The organism is Bradyrhizobium sp. 186, from assembly GCF_023101685.1.
Classification (GTDB): Bacteria; Pseudomonadota; Alphaproteobacteria; order Rhizobiales; family Xanthobacteraceae; genus Bradyrhizobium.
Window position 1 is genome coordinate 10,281,127 of the sequence record NZ_CP082164.1, and the last position, 21,291, is coordinate 10,302,417.

The following is a 21,291-nucleotide window of genomic DNA, read 5'->3' on the forward strand; positions in this document are numbered from 1 at the left end:
ATGACAGCGAAAGCTATATTGAGACAATGTGACGCAGCTATTACGCGCGCGAGCTTTTACGCGTTGCTGGCGGCCCGAAATTGCGCGCTGGCGCGCTGCAGGTTCTGCGGCATGCTGAACAACACGGCCTTGCGGTCGGCGATCGCGGCGTGGAACTGGTCAAGCACGATGTTGAAGGCAGTGAGCGCGCCTTCCTCGATCGCGCCGTGATCGTAACAGCGTAGCGTATCGCGCAGGATCTCGTCGGCCTCGGTCTGCATCTGATCGAGCTCTTCGGCCGTCTCGCTCTTGCGTGCCGCGGCGATCATGTCGAAAAGCCGTTCGCGCAGATGGCTGTTGGTGTTGCGCTCGTCCTTCTTCAAATAACCCGCGAACCATGCGCCGATCGAGCCTATGGCCGAGAGCGCCATCAGGCTCCACCAGATGTAATCGCTGTATTTGTCGAGGAAGGTCTTTTCCTCGCCATCGACGAAGGCGGCGGCGCCGGGATGCACGGGAATCACGGCATCCTTGTCGGTGTCGGGCGTCTCGATCTTCGCGGCGAGCGGGAATTCCGTCACCAGTTGCTGGCGCACGGCGAAGAGCTGCCGGGTGAAGGCTGCGATAGTGGTTTCCGACAGGCCTTTGCGCGCCACGATGTGATGCGAGAAGCTGATCGTCTTGACCTCGTCGTCGGGGCGATCGGGCGAGCCGCCGTAAGTCCCCGCGGGGATCTCGGACGCTTCATAGACCGGATGGTTCTGCGCGATCGCATCCGCCGAATCGATCGCGAGGAAGGTCGGCGTGCCAAAATCCTTGGCGGAAGCGGCGATCGCATCCGACGTGATCTTGCTGTTGACGGGACCGGCCGCGAGATAGGCGTCGACCTTCTGGGTGCGGATCGCCTCGGCGGCTTCATTCGCCGGGAATTGCACGATCTCGACCTTGGCGGGATCGACGCCATATTGCTGGAGGATCACCTTGAGGAGGTTGACGTTGGCCTGCGTGCGGCCGACCACGCCGACGCGATGGCCGGCGAGCTGCGCGACCTTGGTGATCTTGGCGCCCTTCTTCTTGCCCTTGCCGGGGACCGACCACAGCACCACGACGTTCTTGCGCAGGGTCGCAACGGCTTGCGCGTTCTTCGGCACATCGAGATCGCCGCGTACGATGGCGAGATCGGCCTTGCCCTCTGCGAGCAAACCGGCGCTGGCGGTGGCGCCGTCGGTCTGGATCGGACGCAGCCGCACATAGCTCTTGTTCTGCGCGAAGGCCTGGGTCAGTGCCTGCACGACCTTGACGTCATCGCTGTTGGCGGGGCCGACCGCGATCTTCAGCATCACAGGCCGCATCGCGAAATAATAGCCACCGACGAGCGCGCCGACGATCGCAAGCACGAGCGCAAGAGTCACGAGTGCCGTCTTCTGCGCCGCGTATCGCGGCGAAGGCGGAGAGGGCGCTTCGGCCAGGTCCAATTCCCCGGTCATCGTTCTCCCGAACAGGCTCTTGAGGCGCAGTTTCATCCTGGCCGGCGATTTACGCCCGCAATTGTAGCAAATTTCTTGTCCGGCGGGGTTACATCTCCGTCATGGTTAGCGGATGGCGGAAATCCCGTATGAACCGGGGACGCCAACCGGTGTTAGGGTAAAGTTCCCCTGAACGACGGAGACGGTCATGGCAGAACGGCTGACGGCGGACGCGCGCAAGCAGGCGCTGAGCGGAATACCGGGCTGGAGCGAAACCCAGGGCCGCGACGCCCTCGGGAAAACCTTTGTCTTCAAGGATTTCAGCGAGGCTTTCGGATTCATGACGCGCGCCGCGCTGGTCGCCGAAAAGATGGATCACCATCCCGAATGGCGCAACGTTTACAAAACCGTCGAGGTGGTGCTTTCGACCCATGACGCCGGCGGGGTCACCGCGCTCGACATCGAGCTGGCCAAGGCGATGAACGCCATCGCCAAGCTTACACCGGGCTGACATCTTGCAGGGATCGGCCCGATCCCCATCTTGTGATCAGCACTGGATGCGGCGATCGGCCGCGCCCGGCTGAACGGGAGTCTCCAAGCATGGCCGCCGAACACAGCGTCGGCTTCGAGCCGGCCGAGCGGCTCGCGGAAGATCGTGAGAGCGTGCGCCGCCGCTTCTGGCGCAAGCTGAAGCGTGTCGCCGTGCAGCTGCCGTTCGCGGAAGATCTGCTCGCGGCCTATTACTGCGCCTTCGACAAAGGGACGCCGCGCCATGTCCAGGCGTCGCTGCTCGGCGCTCTCGCCTATTTCATCCTGCCGTTCGACTTCGTTCCCGACGTGATGCCGATCCTCGGCTTCACCGATGACGCCGCCGTGCTCGCCACCGCCATTCGCATGGTCGCCAGCCACATCACGACCGAGCACCGCGAAGCCGCCCGCGCCAAGCTGAAGCGCGGACTGGATGAGGCGAAAGCCGAAGCCGCGCAGTAGCGTTCGCCACAAGCACGCTGTCATTCCCCGCGAAAGCGGGGAATCCAGTACGCCGCGGCCTTTCGGTTCAATCATTGCCGCCTCTGGATACTGGATCGCCCGCCTTCGCGGGCGATGACGGCTGAGTGTGTGGAGAGCAATCGCGCTCGCTACTTCTTCCCCGCCTGCGCCCGCACTTTCTCCGCATCCCACGCCTGGAATTGCTTGAACAGCGTTTCCTTGTCCGCGTCGGGCACGTTCGCGGCCGTGGAGCTCTGCTTCAGAAACGCCTCGAAGCGCTGCCGCGTGACCGGCTCGACGCCGTGCCGGTCGAGCCATTGCTGCGCCACCGGCAATCTATTCCAGCCCGTTAGGGGTGCCGCGAGCGAGACTTCCTTCCACTTGGGATGGAAAGGCGGGTTCTGCAGCGTCGGGAATTTCGTGAAGAACGCGTCCACGAACAGCGCAAGCTTGCGGTAGCGCTCGGTGTTGGGCCCCCAGTTATAGGCCGCGAGCACCGCCGGCACAGCGATGGTGTCCACGCTCTCGCCCTCCTTGATCAGGTTCGGATAGTCCTTGGCGGTCAGTGTCGCGGGCAGATAGTCGCTCTGCAGCGGCTTTGCATAATCCACGCCCGCGAGATGGAAGCGGCCGTCATTGCCGAAGCTCGAGACCGATTTGTACGGTTTGCCGCCGACCACGATGACGGCGTCGATCTCGCCGGCCTTCAACTTCTCCATCGCGATCCGCTGCTCGACATAGACGAATTTCGCCTTGATCCCGAGCCGCTCGAACACGGTGAGCGCGGTGACGAAGGTGCCGCCGTTCGGCAGGTCGACGCTCACCGTCTTGCCTTCGAGGTCCCTGAGGGTCGCGACCGATTTCGGCGCAATCACCTGCATCTCTTCGTTGTAGAGCTTCGTCACATAGGTGAACTGCCGTTTGATGTCCTTGGCGAAGCCCTTGCGTTCGAGATAGTCGAGCGTGTCGGCCCGCACGATGCCGAGATCGACGCCTTGCAGGAACAGGATGTCGGCGACGCTCTGCACCGAGCCGCGGCCGACCACCGGCAGCACGCGAATCTTGTTGCCGTCGTCGAGTACGGAGGCCAAGTCGGCGCCGAATTGCACATAGGTGCCGCCGATCGTGCCGGTGATCAGCGTGACGGTGTTGGCGTTCAGCGCCTGCTTGGTCGAGGTGGAGCCGAACTGGAAGATGGCCTTCAGGCTGTCCGAGACTTTGGCCGGATCGTATTCGGTCTGCTCGGCGCGTGCCGCGAAGGCACAGATCGTCATGATGGCGGCAAGCGCCATTCCTAAAGCGTTACGCATGATGTCCCCTGATGAGTTCTAGTTCTGAAGTTGGCTGAGGCGCTGCCGCGCCTCCGCCGATCCAAGCTGTGCGGCCTTCCGGTACCAGTCGCGCGCGGCGACGGCGTCGGCGGTGATGCTCCGCGTGTCCTTGGTGCCCAGTACGGCTGGATCATAGGTCTGCGCCAGCAGGAACGCAGCCGTCGCATCCTGCGCATTCGCCGCGCGCTCGAGCAGCAGCCGCGCCGCGGCGATGTCGCCGACGGTCATCAGGCTTCTGGCGCGCGCCATCAACCCGGCCAACGTGTCGGCGTCGAGTGTCCTGGCCGGCGGAGGTGAGGCGGGCTGTGCGGCGACGGGTGCCGGTATAGGCGCTGGTGCCTGAGCCTGTAGCGCGGTCTGATAGGCGGTTGCGATCGCTTCGCGGCTCGGCGCCGTTGGCGCAGGAACGTCCTGTGCGTCAGCGCTCGCCAGCATCGTGTTGGTCACACGCGCGGCATCCTTGACCGGACTCTGCCGTGCGGCGGGCGGATTGGCGGAAGGTGCGGCCTCGTCCGCGGCCGCGCCCATCCACGACTTGGCGTTGACGGCGAGCAGCCGGTTGATGTCGGACTGAAACAGAGCGATCGGGACCGCGATGGCCGACGCGGCCAGGACGGCGGCGAGAATGCGCGGGACGATTCCGGTTCTGTTTCGCGCGGCCAATGGCACGAATTCCCTTGGATTCGGCTCGCTGAGCGGATCGGACAGGAACAGTGGAATCGGATCGTGCGATGAAGGATCGGTCCGTTCAGCGCGCGCACGAATGTAGGACGCGGTGGACGGATGTGATGCGGCTTGTTGGGAGTCGAGCGCCCTCGACCCCCTGGACTGACGGAAGGCCGTCGTCTCCATGGTGATGCTCCCCAATACTGACACAACGCGGGGCATTGCCGGTTTCAGTTTTCTTGTTGTTGTCCAGGAGCGCCCTGCAAACTGGAACCGGTAAATCGCAATTTGAATCAGCCCAAAAAGCGACGGCCATTGGCGCGAATCGGGAGATATTTGGGTTTGATTGGGGCGAAGCCGGGGAATGCACCGCAATTTTGGCGGCAATGGTTGAGGACGTTCTACCAAGCGCCGGCGCGCTATTCCGGGCGAAGCGGCCTCGCCCGCCCCAGTGCGCAATTGCGCACAAGGCGGGCGATGACAGCTGTGTGCATCTCGGCAGCGTCGCGCCGCCGACGGTGTCACGGATGCAAAATCACCTTGCCCATGGCCTGACGCCCCGCAAGCACCTTCAGCGCATCCGCGGTCTGCGCGAGCGGGAAGGTGCGGTCGACGTGCGATGAGATTTTTCCTTCCGCGGTCCACTTCACGAGCTTCTCGAGATTGGCGCGATTCTTCGCCGGGTTGAGCCGCGTCCAGGCGCCCCAGAACACGCCGCGGATGTCGCAGCCCTTCAGCAACGCGAGGTTCAGCGGCATTTTCGGAATGTCGCCGGCGGCAAAGCCGATCACGAGGAAGCGGCCTTCCCAGGCGATCGAACGCAACGCCTGCTCGGCATAGGCGCCGCCCACGGGATCGAAGATGATGTCGACGCCCTTGCCGCCGGTGAGCTTGCGCAGGCCTTCCTTCAGATCTTCCTTGCCGTAGTTCAGCGTCAGCTCGGCGCCATGCGCTTTCGCGAAGGCAAGCTTCTCGTCCGACGAGGCGCAGGCGATCACCTTCAAGCCCATCAGCTTGCCGAGTTCGCAGGCCGCCAAACCTGTGCCGCCGGCGGCACCCAGCACGGCGAGCGTTTCGCCCGGCTTCGGGCTCGCCCGATCCTCCAGCGCATGCAGCGCGGTGCCGTAGATGATGATGATGCCGGCGGCGCGGTCGTAGTCGAGATTGTCGGGAATTTTCACGATCGATGCCGCCGGTAGCGCGATTTTTTCGCGCGCGCCGTTGTGACCGCAGGAAGCCACCACGCGATCGCCGACCTTCACGTCAGTGACGCCCGGACCGATGCTCTCGATCACGCCCGCGACTTCGGCGGCGGGCGAGAACGGGAACGGCGGCTTGATCTGGTACTTGCCCTGGATCATCAGGATGTCGAAGAAGTTCAGCGCAGCCGCCTTGATCGCGATCACCGCCTCGCCCGGCCCCGCCACCGGATCCGGCACGTCGGCAAGCACGAGATCGTCGGGCTGGCAATATTGCGAGCAGAGGATGGCTTTCATGGCGGCACCTTCTTGAGAGCACGTGTTGAGACGGCACTTGGCGTTTCGACCAAATTATAGTTTGGCCGTTTCTGCCGGATTTAGGCACGGGCGACAATCCGGTTTCTTTGTCTAAGACCACGCGTCCGCCTATCCTCGTCATTGCGCCCGTAATGACGGAGTACGCCAACGGGAGGATTCAAACGATGTTTGAAACAGGTTTACTGAGGAACAAGCGCATCCTCGTCACCGGCGGCGGCTCGGGCCTCGGCGCGGCAATGGGGCGGCGTTTCCTCACACTCGGTGCCGAGCTCGTGATCTGCGCCCGCAAGCTCGACCGGCTGGAAGCAACGGCCGCGGAGATGCGCGCGCAGACCGGCGGCAAGGTCACGGCGATTGCTTGCGATATTCGCGACGGCGCCGCCGTCGAGAGCATGATGGACGCAATCTGGCGCGAGGCGCCGCTCGATATCCTCGTCAACAACGCCGCCGCGACCTTCATCGCGCAGAGCGAGCATCTATCGTCCCGCGCGGCGGACGCGATTCTCGCGCCGACGCTGCATGGCGCGATGTATTGCACGCTCGCCGCCGGCAAGCGCTGGATCGAGGACAAGCACGCCGGCGTCGTGCTCTCGATCCTCTCGACCTCGACCATCACCGGCCGCGCCTTCACAGTTCCCTCGGCGATGGCGAAGTCGGCGGTGTTGGCGATGACCAAAAGCCTCGCGGTGGAGTGGGGGCCGAAGGGCATCCGCACCGTCGCGATCGCGCCGGGCCCGTTCCCGACCGCCGGCGCCTCCGAGCAACTTCGCCCCGAGGGCCGTGATGAAGGCTGGACCTCGCGCAATCCGCTTGGCCGCACCGGCGAGCACAGCGAGCTCGCCGATCTCGCCAGCTTCCTGGTCTCGGACCGTGCCGGCTACATCAATGGCGAGATGGTGGTGATCGACGGTGGCGCGCATTTGCGCAGTTCCGGCGCCGAGGACCTGTTGCGCTGGACCGAGGCGCAATGGGCCGAGCAGCGCGCCGCGCGCGCAAGGGGATAGCCGCGCCCGTCCCGCTAACTGCCTTCCCAAATTGGACTTTCCCGGCTATCCCTGCCCGGGGACAAATCGCGGCCGGGCCATCTTCCAGTCACAATATTGAGGGAACCACTCCAGCATGTGGCGGGTGCTATCTTTGGCTTTGATGATTGGCGTGGCGGCGTGGGGAATCATCGATTCCGCGCACGCACAGACGGCGCAACCGGCGCCGAAGGCCGCACCGAAGCCGGCTGCGCCGGCGGCCAAAACGGCCGCAAAGCCCGAGAGCAAGCCGGTGGCCCCGCCCGCGGCGGTTGCGGGTGGTGCAGAGCCGACGCTGATCGGCCAGTTCGGCACCTGGGGCGCCTATTCGGCGACCCCCAACGGCAAGAAAGTCTGCTTCGCGCTGGCAAAGCCGTCATCCTCGAAGACCAACCCGCCGAATCGGCCGCGTGACCCCGCCTATGCCTTCGTCTCGAGCCGGCCGTCCGAGAAGGTCAATCACGAGGTCTCGGTCATGATCGGCTATGCTCTGAAGCCGGGCGCGGAATCGACGGCCGAGGTCGGCGGCGCCGCCTACGCGATGTACACTCAAGGCGACGGCCTCTGGATCAAGAACGCGGCCGAGGAGGAGCGGATGGTCGAGGCCATGCGCAAATCCGCCGATCTCGTGGTCAAGGGCGTCTCGGCCAAGGGGACGGAGACGATCGACACCTTTTCCCTGAAGGGCCTCGCCCAGGCGCTGGACCGGATCTCGCAGGACTGCAGGCGTTAAGGCTGCGCGCGATCAAGGTCGCAATCGGCCGTTCCGGTTGCTATATAGGGACGGTTCCAAGGTCCTTCCGTTATTCCGGGGCGATGCGTAGCATCGAACTATGGTGCGCAATTGCGCACCTGAGAATCTCGAGGTTCCGGGTCTGGTCCTTCGGACCATCCCGGAACGACGAAAACAAATTCCAGGTCCATTCGATGCAACCGACGACCGAGCCGCATAACGCAATCCTGGTGGAGAAGACTCCACTCGAAACCTATGTGCCGCCGGCAAAACCGTCGCTCGTCGGCCTGTCGCGCACAGAGCTTGCCGATCGCCTCGGCGAGATCGGCGTGGCGCCCGCACAGCGCAAGATGCGCGTGCAGCAATTGTGGCACTGGATCTATTTCCGCGGCGCCCGGAACTTCGACGAGATGACCTCGATCTCGAAGAATATCCGCACCGATCTCGCACAGCATTTCACCGTCGACCGGCCCGAAGTCGTGGCCGAGCAGATCTCCAACGACGGCACCCGCAAATGGCTGCTGCGGCTGCCGAGCGGCGACAATGCCGAGAGGGCGCATGAGGTCGAGTGCGTCTACATTCCCGAGAATGATCGCGGCACGCTCTGCGTCTCGTCGCAGGTCGGTTGCACCTTGAACTGCTCCTTTTGCCATACCGGCACGCAGCGCCTGGTGCGCAACCTCACCGCCGGCGAGATCGTCGGCCAAGTGATGGTGGCGCGCGATCGCCTCAACGATTGGGCCGATCGCGAGGACGGCACGCGTCGCGTCACCAACATCGTGATGATGGGCATGGGCGAGCCGCTGTACAATTTCGACGCGGTGCGCGATGCGCTTCTGATCGTCGGCGACAATGAAGGCATCGGCATCTCCCGCCGCCGCATCACGCTGTCGACCTCGGGCGTGGTGCCGAACATCGTCCGTGCCGGCGACGAGATCGGCGTGATGCTCGCGATCTCCCTGCATGCCGTGCGCGACCAGCTGCGCAACGAACTCGTGCCGCTCAACCGCAAATATCCGATTGCGGAATTGTTGCAGGCCTGCCGTGACTATCCCGGCGCGTCGAACGCGCGCCGCATCACCTTCGAATATGTGATGCTCAAGGGCGTCAACGATTCGCTCGACGATGCGAAGCTCTTGGTGAAGATGCTCAAGGGCATCCACGCAAAAATCAACCTGATCCCGTTCAATCCCTGGCCCGGCACGGCCTACGAATGCTCGGACTGGGACCAGATCGAAAAATTCTCCGAATACATCTTCAACGCCGGCTATTCCTCCCCGGTGCGCACCCCGCGCGGCCGCGACATCCTCGCCGCCTGCGGCCAGCTCAAGTCGGAGACCGAAAAGCTCTCCGTGCGTGAACGCCAGGCGCTGCGCGCCATGGCGATGACGGATTGATGCGATTGAGGTCGTCATGCCCGGCCTTGTGCCGGGCATCCACGTGCTTGTCCGGAACATGAAGAGCGTGGATGGCCGGGACAAGCCTGGCCATCACGCGGCGAGGCCATTGATGCGCATCTTCGAAGGTGGATTTGTCCGATGGCACTGATCGGCCGGCTCGTCGTCATCTTCATCGGCTTTCTCGCCGCCTGCTTCGTCGGCGGCATGATCATCGTCGGCGCGCTGCTGTTTCCGGAATTCGCCGATCTCGGCGCCGGTCCCGTCGATCAAGGCGTGATCGACATCCTGCTCGGATTCGGCTTCATCTTCGTCTCCGGCTTTGCGCTGGTGCCTGCGGCGGTGATCGCCGCGATCGCCGAGGCACTCTACATCCGCAGCGCGCTCGCTTATGCCGTGGGCGGCGGCATCGTGGGGCTTGCCTGCTATCTCGGCCTCGTTCCCTTTCATTCCGACACGTTGCAGTTCGAGGGCATCGTGCGGCGTCACCTGGAGATCATGACGGGTGCCGGCATTGTCGCGGGCGTCGTCTACTGGCTGATCGCCGGCCGCAATGCCGGCGCCTGGCGCAATCCGCCGCCCCTGCGCAAGCCGCCTCCACCGCTGCCGTCGCAATCGAGGCCGGATGCGCGGTAGTTCGCGTCGTCATTCCGGGGCGATGCGAAGCATCGAGCCCGGAATCTCGAGATTCCGGGTCTGGTCCTTCGGACCATCCCGGAATGACCGTTGTGAGGGTTTTCATCTCGCCTCACCTCCGCTAAACCGCGCGCCATGAACCGGACCGGACTCTTCATCGCCCTGGCGCTGTGGCTTTTGATCGGCGTCGTCTTCGGCCTCTATCCCGAACTCGACATCAAGCTCACCTCGCTGTTCTTCGATCCCGCCACAAAAACCTTTCCGCTCAAGCTGAACGGCTATGCCGGCTTTGCGCGTGACGCGGCGATGTGGATCGCCTGGGCGTTCGCGCTGCCCTCGCTGGTGGCGCTGGTGGTCAAGCTGATCCGTCCCGACCGGCCCCTGATGGTATCGGGGCGCGCGATCATGTTCCTGCTGATCACGCTGACGCTGTCGGCCGGCATCCTCACAAATCTCGCCTTCAAGTCCTATTGGGGCCGGCCGCGTCCCGTGGTGGTGACGCAGTTCGCCGGAGACCAGCAGTTCGTGCCGTGGTGGGATCCCCGCGGCGGCTGCGGACGCAACTGCTCGTTCTTCTCCGGCGAGGGCGCGACCGCGTTCTGGACGCTGGCGCCGGCCTCCCTCGCCCCGCCGGCATGGCGGCCGCTCGCTTACGCCGGCGCGGTGATGTTCGGCGCGGTGACCAGCGGGCTGCGCATGGCCTTCGGCGGACACTTTTTTACCGACGTCTCGATCGCCGGCCTCGTGACCTTCGTCGTGATCTGGCTCGCGTTTGCGCTGATTTACCGCTGGCCACGGACGCGGTTTTCGGATGAAGCCGTCGATGCCGCGCTGACCCGGCTGGCCTGGCCGGCCTACCGCCTCCGCCAGCGCCTGTTCGGCGGCAAGACAGGCCCGGCGCCGTCGATCTGAGCCATTAAATGCGTGCCGAGCCCCGCGAAATTTGATATTCGCGCGGTCAACCCGCAAATGACATCAGCCCTTGAGACCCGATTGGAAGCGCCATGACCACGATCCTGAAAAGCCTGCCCAAGGGTGAGAAAGTCGGCATCGCTTTTTCCGGCGGTCTCGACACCAGCGCGGCGCTGCTCTGGATGAAGCAGAAGGGCGCGCGCTGCTACGCCTATACCGCCAATCTCGGCCAGCCCGACGAGGCCGACTACAACGAGATCCCGCGCAAGGCGATGGAGTTCGGCGCGGAGAAAGCGCTGCTCGTCGATTGCCGCACGCAACTTGTTCACGAAGGCATCGCCGCGATCCAGTCCGGCGCGTTCCACATCTCGACCGGCGGCATCACCTATTTCAACACCACGCCGCTCGGGCGCGCCGTCACCGGCACAATGCTGGTCGCGGCGATGAAGGAAGACGGCGTCAACATCTGGGGCGACGGCTCGACCTTCAAGGGCAACGACATCGAGCGCTTCTATCGCTACGGCCTTTTGACCAATCCGGGCCTGCGCATCTACAAGCCTTGGCTCGACCAGCAGTTCATCGACGAGCTCGGCGGCCGCGCCGAAATGTCGGCGTTCATGACCGCCCAAGGCTTCGCCTACAAGATGAGCGCCGAGAAGGCGTATTCGACCGACAGCAATTTGCTCGGCGCCACGCACGAGGCAAAGGATCTGGAGAGCCTCGACAGCGGCATCAAGATCGTCAACCCGATCATGGGCGTGCCGTTCTGGCGCGACGACTGCAACGTCAAGGCCGAGAAGGTCGTGGTGCGCTTCGAGGAAGGCCAGCCCACAGCGCTGAACGGGCAGACCTTTGCCGATCCCGTCGCGCTGTTGCTCGAAGCCAACGTCATCGGCGGCCGCCACGGCCTCGGCATGAGCGACCAGATCGAGAACCGCATCATCGAAGCCAAGAGCCGCGGCATCTATGAAGCGCCCGGCATGGCGCTGCTGCACATCGCCTATGAGCGCCTCGTCACCGGCATCCACAACGAGGACACCATCGAGCAGTACCGCATCAGCGGCATGCGCCTCGGCCGACTGTTGTATCAGGGCCGTTGGTTCGATTCACAGGCGCTGATGCTGCGCGAGACCGCGCAGCGCTGGGTCGCGCGTGCCGTCACCGGCGAGGTGACGCTCGAATTGCGCCGCGGCAACGACTACTCGATCCTCAACACCGAAAGCCCCAACCTCACCTATGCGCCGGAGCGGCTCAGCATGGAGAAGGTGGAGGACGCGCCCTTCACCCCGGCCGACCGCATCGGCCAGCTCACCATGCGCAATCTCGACATCGCCGACACGCGCACGAAGCTGAAGCTCTACACGGATACGGGCCTGTTGTCGGGTAGCGAAGGCTCGCAGATATTCAGGCTCGAGAACGATAAGGGTTGACGCTGCTTTCGTAGCTCGGATGGAGCGAAGCGCAATCCGGTACTTTCTCACCGGGCCGATAGATCCCGGATTTCGCTTCGCTCCATCCAGGCTACAAGAGCAAACAAAAATGGCCGGGATCGCTCCCGGCCATTTTGCGTTTGTGGGTGTCGCCTCAGCGCGGCGGCGCGGTGCCGGGCGGGGGCGGCGGCAGTGAGGCCTGGCCACCGTTGAGCAGCGGCGTGATGTTGCGGACAGTAACGCGCCGGTTGATCACGCTCGGCCCCTGCGTCTGCTCCTTCAGATACTGCTCGCCGTAGCCCTGCGAGGTCAGGTTCTCCGCCGGCACGCCGAACTGCTGCGTCAGCAATTCGGCCGCGGACTGCGCACGGCGGTCCGACAATGACAGATTGTCGACCTCGTTGCCGACCGCGTCGGTGTGGCCCTCGATCAGGAACACGGCGCGCGGGTTGCGCTGGATCGCACGGTTGAGGCCGTCGGCGATCCCTTGCAACCGGGCCGCCTGGTCCGGCGGGATGGTCCACGATCCCGTTTCGAAGTTGATCGTGTTGACGTCGATGCTCGGCATCTGCATGCGAACATTGGGGCTGTAGCGGATCTCGTCGAGCGAGTAACGCCGATCGATCCGCTGCACCGGCGGCGCCTCCATGGTCTCATAGATCACGTCCGGCGATGCCTCCTGCGCGTCGACGATGTAGCGATCGTAGGGAATGTTGACCACTGGCGGCGGCACGTCGACATAGAAGCCGCCGACCGACCGCGGATCGCGGTAGCTGTTGTCGATGATGACGAGCTCGCGCCCGCCCGGGTCCCTGCGGATTCGCCGCAGCAACGAACCGTCCGCGCCGACCACGGTGATCACCTGGCTGCCATCGGGACGCATCACGACGGTGCGGGTTTCGCCGCCGACAGTGTCGGTGCGGATGTCGCGGGCGCCATACCGGAAGCGATAGAGATCGTTGCCGCGGACGTATGCCTGGCCGCCCGGATCGCGGATGATGATGCGGTCCGGCTCGGTGTAGACGGTGCGGCCGCCTTCGACGACCTCGCGTCGCTGGTTATGGAGGTCGGCGATGGTCGCGCCGATCACGGCGCCCGCCACCACGCCCGCACCGATCGCGAGCGGCGTCAAGTCACGCTGTGGCGGACGCGGCGGCGGCGGCAGCGGTGCTACGACCGTGGGCGCTGCGCGGAAGGCCGGCGTAACCGTCGGCGGAGCGTATTGCGCCCTGTTGGGCGGTGGCGCTGCGGCTGGCGTGCCAGGCACGACAGTTGGTGCCGCGGCGCCGACAGGAGGTGTGGCTCCAGGAGGCGTTCCGCCCTGACGTCCGGGCGCCGGGGTCGCCGCGCCGCCGGGGGTCGGCGTCGCGGTCGGGGCCGGGGTTGTGCCGGGAGCGGGCGTCAATGCCGGACCCGTACGGCCGGGAGGCGGCGTCGGTGTGCCGCCCGGTGCCGGGCTAGCCGTCGGAGCCGGCGTGGCACCGGGAGCTGGTGATGGCGATCCGGCAGCTGGCGGAGGCGCACCAGGACGGCCGGGAGGCGGCGCACCGGGGCGTCCGGGAGGCACCGCAGGGGTGCTGCCCGGGGCCGGAGTCGCCGTCGGCGCTGGTGTCGTTGTCGGCGCAGGTGAGGTCGCCGGAGCGGGCGCAGCGGGGCGCGCCGCCGGCGCGGCGGGCGTCGCTGTGGGCGCCGGCGCGGGACGTGCCTGAGGAGCCGCTGCGGGCGGTGGCGGCGTCGGAGCTGGACGAGCTGCGGGTGGAACCGGAGGCGGTGGCGTCGGTGCGTGCTGCTGAGGAGCCGCAGGCGGAGGCGGCGCGTGCTGCTGCGGAGCCGCGGCCGGAGGCGGCGACGGCTGCTTCGGAGCGGCAGGGGTGGCGGCGGCGGAGGAGCCGGACGTGCCGCAGGCGGGGGCGGCGGGGCGGAGCCGGGCGTGCCGCAGGGGCGGTGGGGGCGGCGGCGGAGTTGGGCGCGACGGCGCGGCGGCTGGCGGAGGCGGAGCGGGCGGGTGGGGTGGTGCAGCCGCGGGCGGGGTGCGGCCGGGCGCGCGGGCGCCGCAGGCGGTGCAGCCGCTGGCGGTCCCTTCGGAGGCTGCTTCGGTTTTCCGTCAGGGCCCGTCTCTTGCGGCTGGGCCTGCGCGACCACAAGCGGCGGTGCGCTTTGCGCATGCGATGCGGAGCTTGCGAATTGCATCGCGGTCAGAGCCGTCGTGGCAAGCAGCACGAAGCGAAGGTTGGTCATGTGATGAGATTCCCCGGAAGGTTCTTTGACGAAGAAGCGTGATGAACAGCTACGCGTTAGGCCGGATTGTGGCGGGCGAAGAGGTCGCGGCCCGATTTATTTCTGCACGCAAATCACATCAGAACATCGACGTTCATTGCGCATTCAGAGGCAGGTTGCAATCGCCTCATATGTGGTCCTGCGACGGATTGGCGTCCGTCGCGGGGTTTGGTGTGAGCGGCCCGTTCGGTCCGCGCGATGGAATCTCTTCGGGAATGCGGCCAGGTAATTCCTCCGGCCGCGGTGATTCGCCCGGCTCGCGCACCGGCGGCGCAATTTCGGGCTGCGGATTGCCCGGCGGAATTCCGGCCGGTGGCTCTGTCGGTGTGCCCGGCGTCGTCGGCGGAATGTCGGGCGGTTCGATCGGCATGGGCATCATCGACCTGAGTTGTCCAGAGAACAACAACGATGATGCCGCGTCGATGTTCCTCGTCCGTGGCGTGTCGCAGCCGGTTTATTCCGGGGTGTGGCAGACGGCCTCGATGTTGTGACCGTCGGGATCGAGCACGAAGGCGCCGTAGTAGTTCGGATGATAATGCGCACGGATGCCCGGGGCACCGTTGTCGCGGCCGCCGGCTTCAAGCGCTGCCTTGTAGAAGGCATCGACCGTGGCGCGATCCTTGGCGAGGATGGCGACATGCACCGGCTTGTTCAGTACGCCTTCGCCGCCGATCCAGAAATCCGGCTTGCCGTCCGCGCCGAAGCCTGCGGCCGGATCGTGCCCGGTCTGCTCCTGCGTGACCTCCATGATCAGGCCGTAGCCGAGCGGCGCCAGCGCCTTGGTGTAGAACGCCTTGGCGCGCTCATAGTCGGACACCGGGAAGCCCATGTGATCGATCATCGCAACCTCCGTCGTTCGCGGTCAGCGGGAGAGGAACGTATTGCTCCGCGTCTTGCGCACGACCGCAAAGCCGCGCGCGACCATGTCAGCAATACAATCCTCGCGCCATTCGTTTTGTGACAGATGCTCGATCACGACCGCGCGTGGCCACAAGGAGGGCGGCGCATCGCGGAAGAAGCCGATCAGAACGCGGTCCTCAAAACCTTCGACGTCGATCTTGAGCGCGTCGACCCGCGTGACCCCGGCCTCGTCGAGGATCCGCGTCAGCCGCAACGACGGGACTTTGATCGCCTCGGCGCTGGCCGCGCCCGTCACGACGTGGCTGGCACCGAGATTGCCGCCGTCGGTCTCGATCATCAGCTCGCCATCGCTATCGCCTGCAGCCGCTTGCACCAGGCGCACCTGTGTCGCGCGCGATGCGGCATGGTTGAAGGAGAGCCGTCCAAAGGTGGTCGGATGCGGCTCGATCGCAACCACCTTGCCCGCAGGCCCGACCTGGCGCGCCATCACCAGTGCGAAGGTGCCGACATTGGCGCCGACGTCGACGAACACGCCGCCCGCTCGCGTGTGCTGGCGCAGGAAGTCGAGCTCGTCGAGATTGTAGTCGGGGTTGAACAGCGCGCCGCGCTCGGTCGCGCTGCGCTGGTGGTAGAAGCGGAACGAGGCGCCCTGATAATTCGCGTCAACCGGACCGCCCCGCAGCAGATCGACCAGCCGCGACAGCCAGGGACGAAACGCGCCGCGCTTCAGCCCCGACTGTCGTGCGAGGCGAATGAGCGCGGCCTGCGCCGCGTTCGGCGCAAACGCGCCGAACGGCGCGGACGAAAGGTTGGTGTCGGGCCTCAAGCCAAAAGTCCTCGTTGCAAGCGACGCATGCATAGCCGGTTTTGCCGGGGACTTAAACGCTCCATCGGAGGTTTCAGTGTCGTCCCGGTGGAGCATCCTGCAACAAAAAAAGCCCCGGCTCGCGCCGGGGCTTTGATACTTGCGAAACAGGCGTTTCGCTTACTTGTCGCGGTTCTTGAGCGCGGTGCCGAGGATGTCACCGAGCGTCGCACCGGAATCGGAGGAGCCGTACTGCGCGATGGCTTCCTTCTCTTCGGCGACTTCGAGCGCCTTGATCGACACCTGGACCTTGCGGGCCTTCTTGTCGAACTGGATCACGCGGGCATCGACCTTCTCGCCGACGGCGAAGCGTTCGGCGCGCTGGTCGTTGCGGTCACGGGCGAGCTCCGAGCGCTTGATGAAGGTGCTGAAGTCGGTCCCGGTGATCTTCACCTCGATGCCGCTCTCCTTCACTTCGAGCACTTCGCAGGTCACGACCGCGCCCTTCTTGACATCGCCCGGCTCGGCGAACGGGTCGCCTTCGAGCTGCTTGATGCCGAGCGAGATGCGCTCCTTCTCGACGTCCACATCGAGCACCACGGCTTTCACCACGTCGCCCTTCTTGTAGTTGTCGATCACCTGCTCGCCCGGAAGCTTCCAGTCGAGGTCGGAGAGATGGACCATGCCGTCGACGTCGCCCTCGAGACCCAGGAACAGACCGAACTCGGTCTTGTTCTTGACCTCGCCCTCGACCGTCGAACCGGTCGGATGACCTTCGACGAAGACCTCCCACGGGTTGCGCATGGTCTGCTTGAGGCCGAGCGAGATGCGGCGCTTGACGGAATCGACTTCCAGCACCTGCACTTCGACTTCCTGCGAAGTCGACACGATCTTGCCGGGGTGCATGTTCTTCTTGGTCCACGACATCTCGGAGACGTGGATCAGGCCTTCGATGCCCGGCTCGAGCTCGACGAACGCGCCGTAGTCGGTGATGTTGGTGACGCGGCCGGTGAAGCGCGCACCCAGCGGGTACTTGGCTTCGATGCCCTGCCACGGATCATCCAGCAGCTGCTTCATGCCCAGCGAGATGCGGTGCGTCTCGTGGTTGATCTTGATGATCTTGACCTTCACGGTCTGACCGATCGACAGCACCTCGGTCGGATGGTTGACGCGGCGCCACGCGATGTCGGTGACGTGCAGCAGACCGTCGATGCCGCCGAGATCAACGAACGCACCGTAATCGGTGATGTTCTTGACCACGCCGTCGATGACCTGACCCTCTTCGAGGTTCTGCACCAGTTCCTGGCGCTGCTCGGCGCGGGTCTCTTCGAGAACCGTGCGGCGCGACACCACGATGTTGCCGCGGCGGCGGTCCATCTTGAGGATCTGGAACGGCTGCGAGTTGTTCATCAGCGGCGCAACGTCGCGAATCGGACGGATGTCGACCTGCGAGCGCGGCAGGAAGGCCACGGCACCGTCGAGGTCGACGGTGAAGCCGCCCTTGACCTGGTTGAAGATGACGCCGTTGACCTTCTCGTTGTTCTGGAACGCCTTCTCGAGCTTGCCCCAGCTCTCTTCGCGGCGCGCCTTGTCGCGCGACAGCACGGCTTCGCCGAGGGCGTTCTCGATGCGATCGAGGAACACTTCCACCTCGTCGCCGACCTTGAGTTCGCTGTCACGGCCCGGGCCGGAAAATTCGCGAAGCGCGACGCGGCCCTCGGTCTTCAGGCCGACGTCGATGACGGCCATGTCCTTTTCGATTGCAACCACCTTGCCCTTGACGACGGAGCTTTCCTGCAGGTTGCCACCAGCGAAGGACTCGTCGAGCATCGCGGCGAAATCATCGCGCGAGGGGCTATAGGTATCAGCAGAAGTCAAAGCCATTTGTTCTCCAGTTGCGGATGTGTTGCCGGCCGTTGGGTTCATGGGCGTATCGGGCGCGCAGTGTCGGAAGGTCCGCAGAGCCTTCGAGCGACCGCTCGTTGCCCCGGCTTGCACCGGAACAGCGGAAGCGGGCCGGCTGAGGCCCGCGCGTTCGATACGTGAGAATCTTTGTCCGGAACCTGGATCGCGCCGGTCCCGAAACAGGGACCGAGGTATCGACCTCAAAGAGCGGGAGCGGGCGCTTCCTCCAATGACGGCCGAGGCTTAACCCCGCGGCCGGCCCGCTCGGACAGCCTCGATAATGTCGATGGCGGCCCGGACGCCGCCTTCTATATCCAGTTGGGAGTTATCTAGCAAGTAAGCATCGGGGGCGGGTTTTAAGGGCGCGATCGGACGGTTTTTGTCGCGCTCGTCCCGCTGGATGATATCGGCGAGCACGGCCGCCTCGTCCGCCTCCTCGCCCCTCGCCTTGGCTTCCATGGTACGGCGGCGCGCGCGGACCCTGGGGTCTGCGACGACGAAAATCTTCACATCGGCGTGGGGGCAGATCACGGTTCCAATGTCCCGACCATCCAGCACAGCGCCGGGCGGATCGGCGGCGAATTGCCGCTGGAAGTTGACCAGGGCCTCGCGAACCCGCGGGATCGCCGAGACGATGGAGGCGCCCTCGCCGACCTTCTGCGTCTTCAGGGCGGAATTGCCGAACTTTTCGGGATCGAGTTCCAGGGCTGCCGCGACTGCGGCCGCCTCATCCCGGAGATCGTGACCGCACTGCATCAGGGCGTAGGCCACCGCGCGATAGATCACGCCGGTGTCGAGGTGACGATAGCCGTAATGGTGCGCGAGCCGCTTGCCGAGCGTACCCTTGCCCGAGGCCGCGGGCCCGTCGATGGCGATAATCATGTCACTCAAACCTTGGCTGTGTGGGGCCCGCGGGCGCGTCGCAATGGCCGCTCTTCGGTAAAGATGTTGCGAGATGCGAATTCGGCGGGACTCGCATAGGTAAGATACTCGCGCATCGCATCGGACGGGGACGATGCGGTGAACCACGGCTCGGCAAGGCGCCGCGCCGGATCGCATACCCATGCCGGGACCTGGCCGAGGCGACGCTGTTTTGCCAGATATTCCGCGATCGCGCCGACCAGGGCATCGAGCCGATCGTTCCGCGTCAATACTGGCTCGTCTTCGATCGTCTCGTATTGAGCGCGGCTCGTCCCAGCCAGATCGAACGTGTCGAGGAATTCGGCCAACGTGGTGTCCTGAGGCGCGCCGGCGCAAATGCGATCGACGGCTTCAGCGAGGGTATTCGGGCGCATCCGCTCCTCCCTCCAGATCCATGTTCTTCAGCAGGAAGCGCTGCTTTTCCGAGGACGCCGCGCTCACTGGAAAATACCGGCCCAGCAACGCGATGGCTTCGTCTGCTCCCGAGATTCCAACCACTTTCATCAAATTCAAGATATCCAGCCGCTCGGTCTCGCCGCGAACGGGATCAGTGACCCGAAATGCCTTCAATTTCAACGCCAGCAAATATGCGGCGGAGGGCACCGAGACCTCAAGCCCCGGCGTCGTTCCGTCGCGCGGGAAGGTCCCAAATTCCAGATGGTCGGCAGCACGGTCTGCGAGCGGGCTGAGATGAAAGGCGACCTGGTCGTTGAACCAGTTGAGGTCCCAACCATTCCTTGCAGCGATGTCCGTTGTCGCGCTCTCGAGCCAATCCGGCAGCGGGTGCTCAAGCTTCGAGACGTCAACATCCTCGGTCGCAAAGCGGAAATTGCTGGCGAGCATGAGGGCGGAGCCGCCATAGACCGCAATCTGAAGCTTGGCTCCCGCATCGGCCGCAGCCCGGCCGATGGAGTCGAAAGCATCCAGCAGAGCGTCGCGGTCAAAGCCTGCGCTCATGGCGGCGGCCTCATGAAAACTCGGCCCCCAGCGAACGCATCATCGGAATGAAATCCGGAAAACTGGTGGCGATGAAGGCGGTGTCGTCGACGGTTACCGGCTGATCGGACGCGCAGCCCATCACCAGCGCCGACATCGCGATACGGTGATCCATGTGGGTGGCGACGAGGCCGCCGCCGGGGACGTGGCCGCGGCCTTCGACGATCAGATCGTCGCCGGAGACCTCCACCTTCACGCCGTTGACGCGCAGCATGTCGGCGGTAGCTTCGAGCCGGTCGGATTCCTTGACGCGCAGTTCCTGCAGGCCGCGCATGATGGTGGTGCCTTCGGCAAAGGAGGCCGCCACCGCCAGCACCAGATATTCGTCGATCATCGAGGGTGCGCGCTCCGGCGGGACCTCGACGCCGCGCAGCTTCGAGGCGCGGACGCGCAGCTGCGCCATCGGCTCGCCGGCATCGCCGCGAACTTCGCTTTCCTCGATCGAGGCGCCCATTTCGCGCAGCGTGGTGAACAGGCCGGTCCGCAGTGGATTGGTCATGACGTCGGACAAGACGACATCGGAGCCTTCGACGATCAGGGCTGCGACGATCGGAAACGCCGCCGAGGACGGATCGGCAGGCACCACGACGGTGGCGCCATGCAATTCAGGCTGACCGACCAGCGCGATGCGGCGGCCGTGAGCACCTTCGATCGTCGAGGTGATGTCGGCGCCGAAATGCTTCAACATCAATTCGGTATGGTCGCGGCTGGCTTCGGTCTCGATCACGGTCGTGGTGCCCGGCGCGGCCAGACCCGCCAGCAGCACGGCCGATTTGATCTGCGCCGAGGCGACCGGGGTCTTGTAGATGATCGGCAGCGGATCGCGCGCGCCCTGGACGGTCAGCGGCAGACGGCCGCCCTCACCTTCGGAAACGACCTTGGCGCCCATTTTTTCGAGCGGATCCAGGATCCGGCGCATGGGACGGGTGCGGAGCGAGGCATCACCGTCGAAAACCGCCGAAATCGGGCAGCCGGCAACGGCGCCCATGACCAATCGGCAGCCTGTGCCGGAGTTGCCGAAATCCAGCGGCGCCTTGGGCTCTGCAAAGCCAGCCACCCCGACGCCGCGCACGGACCAGGCGAAATCGCCGGTGCGCTCGACCCTAGCGCCCAGAGCCTGCATGGATTTGGCGGTGTTCAGGACGTCCTCGCCCTCCAGCAGGCCAGAAATCCGGGTCTCGCCAACCGCAAGCGCACCCAGGATGAGGGCGCGATGGGAGATCGACTTGTCCCCGGGCACCCGTACTTTCCCGGTCAGGGGACCGCTGGCGCGAGACTGGAGTGGCCTCGGTTGGTCGGAATGGGTCAAGATTGTGTCCTTAGATGCGCCTCAGAGGCTGGGGCGCAGGTACCATATGGTCTGTGCCCCGTCACCGGCATGTCGTTCTCCCGTAATGCGCTATTGACAGCGGGCCGCCAACTAGCCAAGTGAAACACCGCTTTTCAG

At 65.0% G+C, this 21,291-nt stretch carries 21 protein-coding genes; 8 read left to right on the plus strand and 13 right to left on the minus strand.

The genetic code is table 11. The features are described 5' to 3' along the window. Positions 1-56: 56 nt before the first annotated feature. A complete protein-coding gene (locus IVB18_RS49130) occupies positions 57-1,502 on the minus strand; it encodes a TAXI family TRAP transporter solute-binding subunit (protein WP_247987206.1) in 1,446 nt (481 codons plus the stop codon). A gap of 151 nt (positions 1,503-1,653) precedes the next feature. Here IVB18_RS49130 and IVB18_RS49135 point away from each other — a divergent pair, with 151 nt between their 5' ends. Together IVB18_RS49135 and IVB18_RS49140 are read left to right on the plus strand one after the other, a co-directional pair. Then, entirely contained in the window at positions 1,654-1,956 is a 303-nt protein-coding gene (locus IVB18_RS49135) for a 4a-hydroxytetrahydrobiopterin dehydratase (protein ID WP_247987207.1), read from the plus strand. Between the two features lie 89 nt (positions 1,957-2,045). Continuing rightward, the gene (locus tag IVB18_RS49140) at positions 2,046-2,435 is read left to right on the plus strand and encodes a YkvA family protein (protein WP_247987208.1); all 390 of its coding nucleotides are present in this window, start codon (positions 2,046-2,048) and stop codon (positions 2,433-2,435) included. 149 nt (positions 2,436-2,584) lie between these two features. Here the strand turns inward: IVB18_RS49140 and IVB18_RS49145 are convergent, their stop codons facing one another. The 3 genes from IVB18_RS49145 to IVB18_RS49155 form a co-directional block, all read right to left on the minus strand. Next, on the minus strand, positions 2,585-3,745 hold the full coding sequence (locus IVB18_RS49145) for a TAXI family TRAP transporter solute-binding subunit (protein ID WP_247987209.1): 1,161 nt from the start codon (positions 3,743-3,745) through the stop codon (positions 2,585-2,587). 18 nt (positions 3,746-3,763) lie between these two features. Beyond that, the gene (locus tag IVB18_RS49150; protein WP_247987210.1) at positions 3,764-4,618 is read right to left on the minus strand and encodes a hypothetical protein; all 855 of its coding nucleotides are present in this window, start codon (positions 4,616-4,618) and stop codon (positions 3,764-3,766) included. 335 nt (positions 4,619-4,953) lie between these two features. After that, positions 4,954-5,928, minus strand: coding sequence for an NADPH:quinone oxidoreductase family protein (locus IVB18_RS49155; RefSeq protein WP_247987211.1), 975 nt, complete (start codon positions 5,926-5,928; stop codon positions 4,954-4,956). 185 nt (positions 5,929-6,113) lie between these two features. Here IVB18_RS49155 and IVB18_RS49160 point away from each other — a divergent pair, with 185 nt between their 5' ends. From IVB18_RS49160 to argG, 6 genes are all read left to right on the plus strand, one after another. Next, the gene (locus IVB18_RS49160) at positions 6,114-6,953 is read left to right on the plus strand and encodes an SDR family oxidoreductase (protein WP_247987212.1); all 840 of its coding nucleotides are present in this window, start codon (positions 6,114-6,116) and stop codon (positions 6,951-6,953) included. A gap of 115 nt (positions 6,954-7,068) precedes the next feature. After that, a complete protein-coding gene (locus IVB18_RS49165; RefSeq protein WP_247987213.1) occupies positions 7,069-7,704 on the plus strand; it encodes an invasion associated locus B family protein in 636 nt (211 codons plus the stop codon). A gap of 194 nt (positions 7,705-7,898) precedes the next feature. Continuing rightward, positions 7,899-9,101 (plus strand): 23S rRNA (adenine(2503)-C(2))-methyltransferase RlmN, encoded by a 1,203-nt coding sequence (gene rlmN / locus IVB18_RS49170; protein ID WP_247987214.1) that lies wholly within the window; start codon positions 7,899-7,901, stop codon positions 9,099-9,101. Positions 9,102-9,242: 141 nt separating this feature from the next. Further along, positions 9,243-9,737, plus strand: a complete 495-nt coding sequence (locus IVB18_RS49175) for a hypothetical protein (RefSeq protein ID WP_247987215.1) — start codon at positions 9,243-9,245, stop codon at positions 9,735-9,737. A gap of 135 nt (positions 9,738-9,872) precedes the next feature. After that, a complete protein-coding gene (locus tag IVB18_RS49180) occupies positions 9,873-10,649 on the plus strand; it encodes a phosphatase PAP2 family protein (RefSeq protein ID WP_247987216.1) in 777 nt (258 codons plus the stop codon). A 92-nt stretch (positions 10,650-10,741) separates the two neighbouring features. Then, positions 10,742-12,079 (plus strand): argininosuccinate synthase, encoded by a 1,338-nt coding sequence (gene argG, locus IVB18_RS49185; RefSeq protein ID WP_247987217.1) that lies wholly within the window; start codon positions 10,742-10,744, stop codon positions 12,077-12,079. A 154-nt stretch (positions 12,080-12,233) separates the two neighbouring features. Here the strand turns inward: argG and IVB18_RS49190 are convergent, their stop codons facing one another. The 9 genes from IVB18_RS49190 to aroA form a co-directional block, all read right to left on the minus strand. Continuing rightward, a complete protein-coding gene (locus IVB18_RS49190; RefSeq protein WP_247987218.1) occupies positions 12,234-13,484 on the minus strand; it encodes an OmpA family protein in 1,251 nt (416 codons plus the stop codon). Positions 13,485-14,483: 999 nt separating this feature from the next. Beyond that, positions 14,484-14,726, minus strand: coding sequence for a hypothetical protein (locus IVB18_RS49195; protein ID WP_247987219.1), 243 nt, complete (start codon positions 14,724-14,726; stop codon positions 14,484-14,486). 84 nt (positions 14,727-14,810) lie between these two features. Then, positions 14,811-15,197 (minus strand): VOC family protein, encoded by a 387-nt coding sequence (locus tag IVB18_RS49200; RefSeq protein WP_247987220.1) that lies wholly within the window; start codon positions 15,195-15,197, stop codon positions 14,811-14,813. A gap of 21 nt (positions 15,198-15,218) precedes the next feature. Further along, positions 15,219-16,076 carry an FkbM family methyltransferase gene (locus IVB18_RS49205; protein ID WP_247987221.1) on the minus strand — a complete coding sequence of 286 codons (858 nt, stop codon included), beginning with the start codon at positions 16,074-16,076 and terminating at the stop codon, positions 15,219-15,221. A 126-nt stretch (positions 16,077-16,202) separates the two neighbouring features. Next, positions 16,203-17,906 (minus strand): 30S ribosomal protein S1, encoded by a 1,704-nt coding sequence (gene rpsA / locus IVB18_RS49210; RefSeq protein ID WP_247987222.1) that lies wholly within the window; start codon positions 17,904-17,906, stop codon positions 16,203-16,205. Positions 17,907-18,170: 264 nt separating this feature from the next. Then, the gene (cmk, locus tag IVB18_RS49215) at positions 18,171-18,809 is read right to left on the minus strand and encodes a (d)CMP kinase (RefSeq protein WP_247987223.1); all 639 of its coding nucleotides are present in this window, start codon (positions 18,807-18,809) and stop codon (positions 18,171-18,173) included. A 5-nt stretch (positions 18,810-18,814) separates the two neighbouring features. After that, positions 18,815-19,156: a hypothetical protein gene (locus IVB18_RS49220; protein WP_247987224.1), complete on the minus strand. Its 342-nt coding sequence runs from the start codon at positions 19,154-19,156 to the stop codon at positions 18,815-18,817. A 43-nt stretch (positions 19,157-19,199) separates the two neighbouring features. After that, complete coding sequence (locus tag IVB18_RS49225; RefSeq protein ID WP_247987225.1) at positions 19,200-19,805, minus strand: hypothetical protein; 606 nt, start codon at positions 19,803-19,805, stop codon at positions 19,200-19,202. 10 nt (positions 19,806-19,815) lie between these two features. Next, positions 19,816-21,153, minus strand: coding sequence for a 3-phosphoshikimate 1-carboxyvinyltransferase (gene aroA, locus IVB18_RS49230; RefSeq protein ID WP_247987226.1), 1,338 nt, complete (start codon positions 21,151-21,153; stop codon positions 19,816-19,818). Between the last annotated feature and the right edge of the window lie 138 nt (positions 21,154-21,291).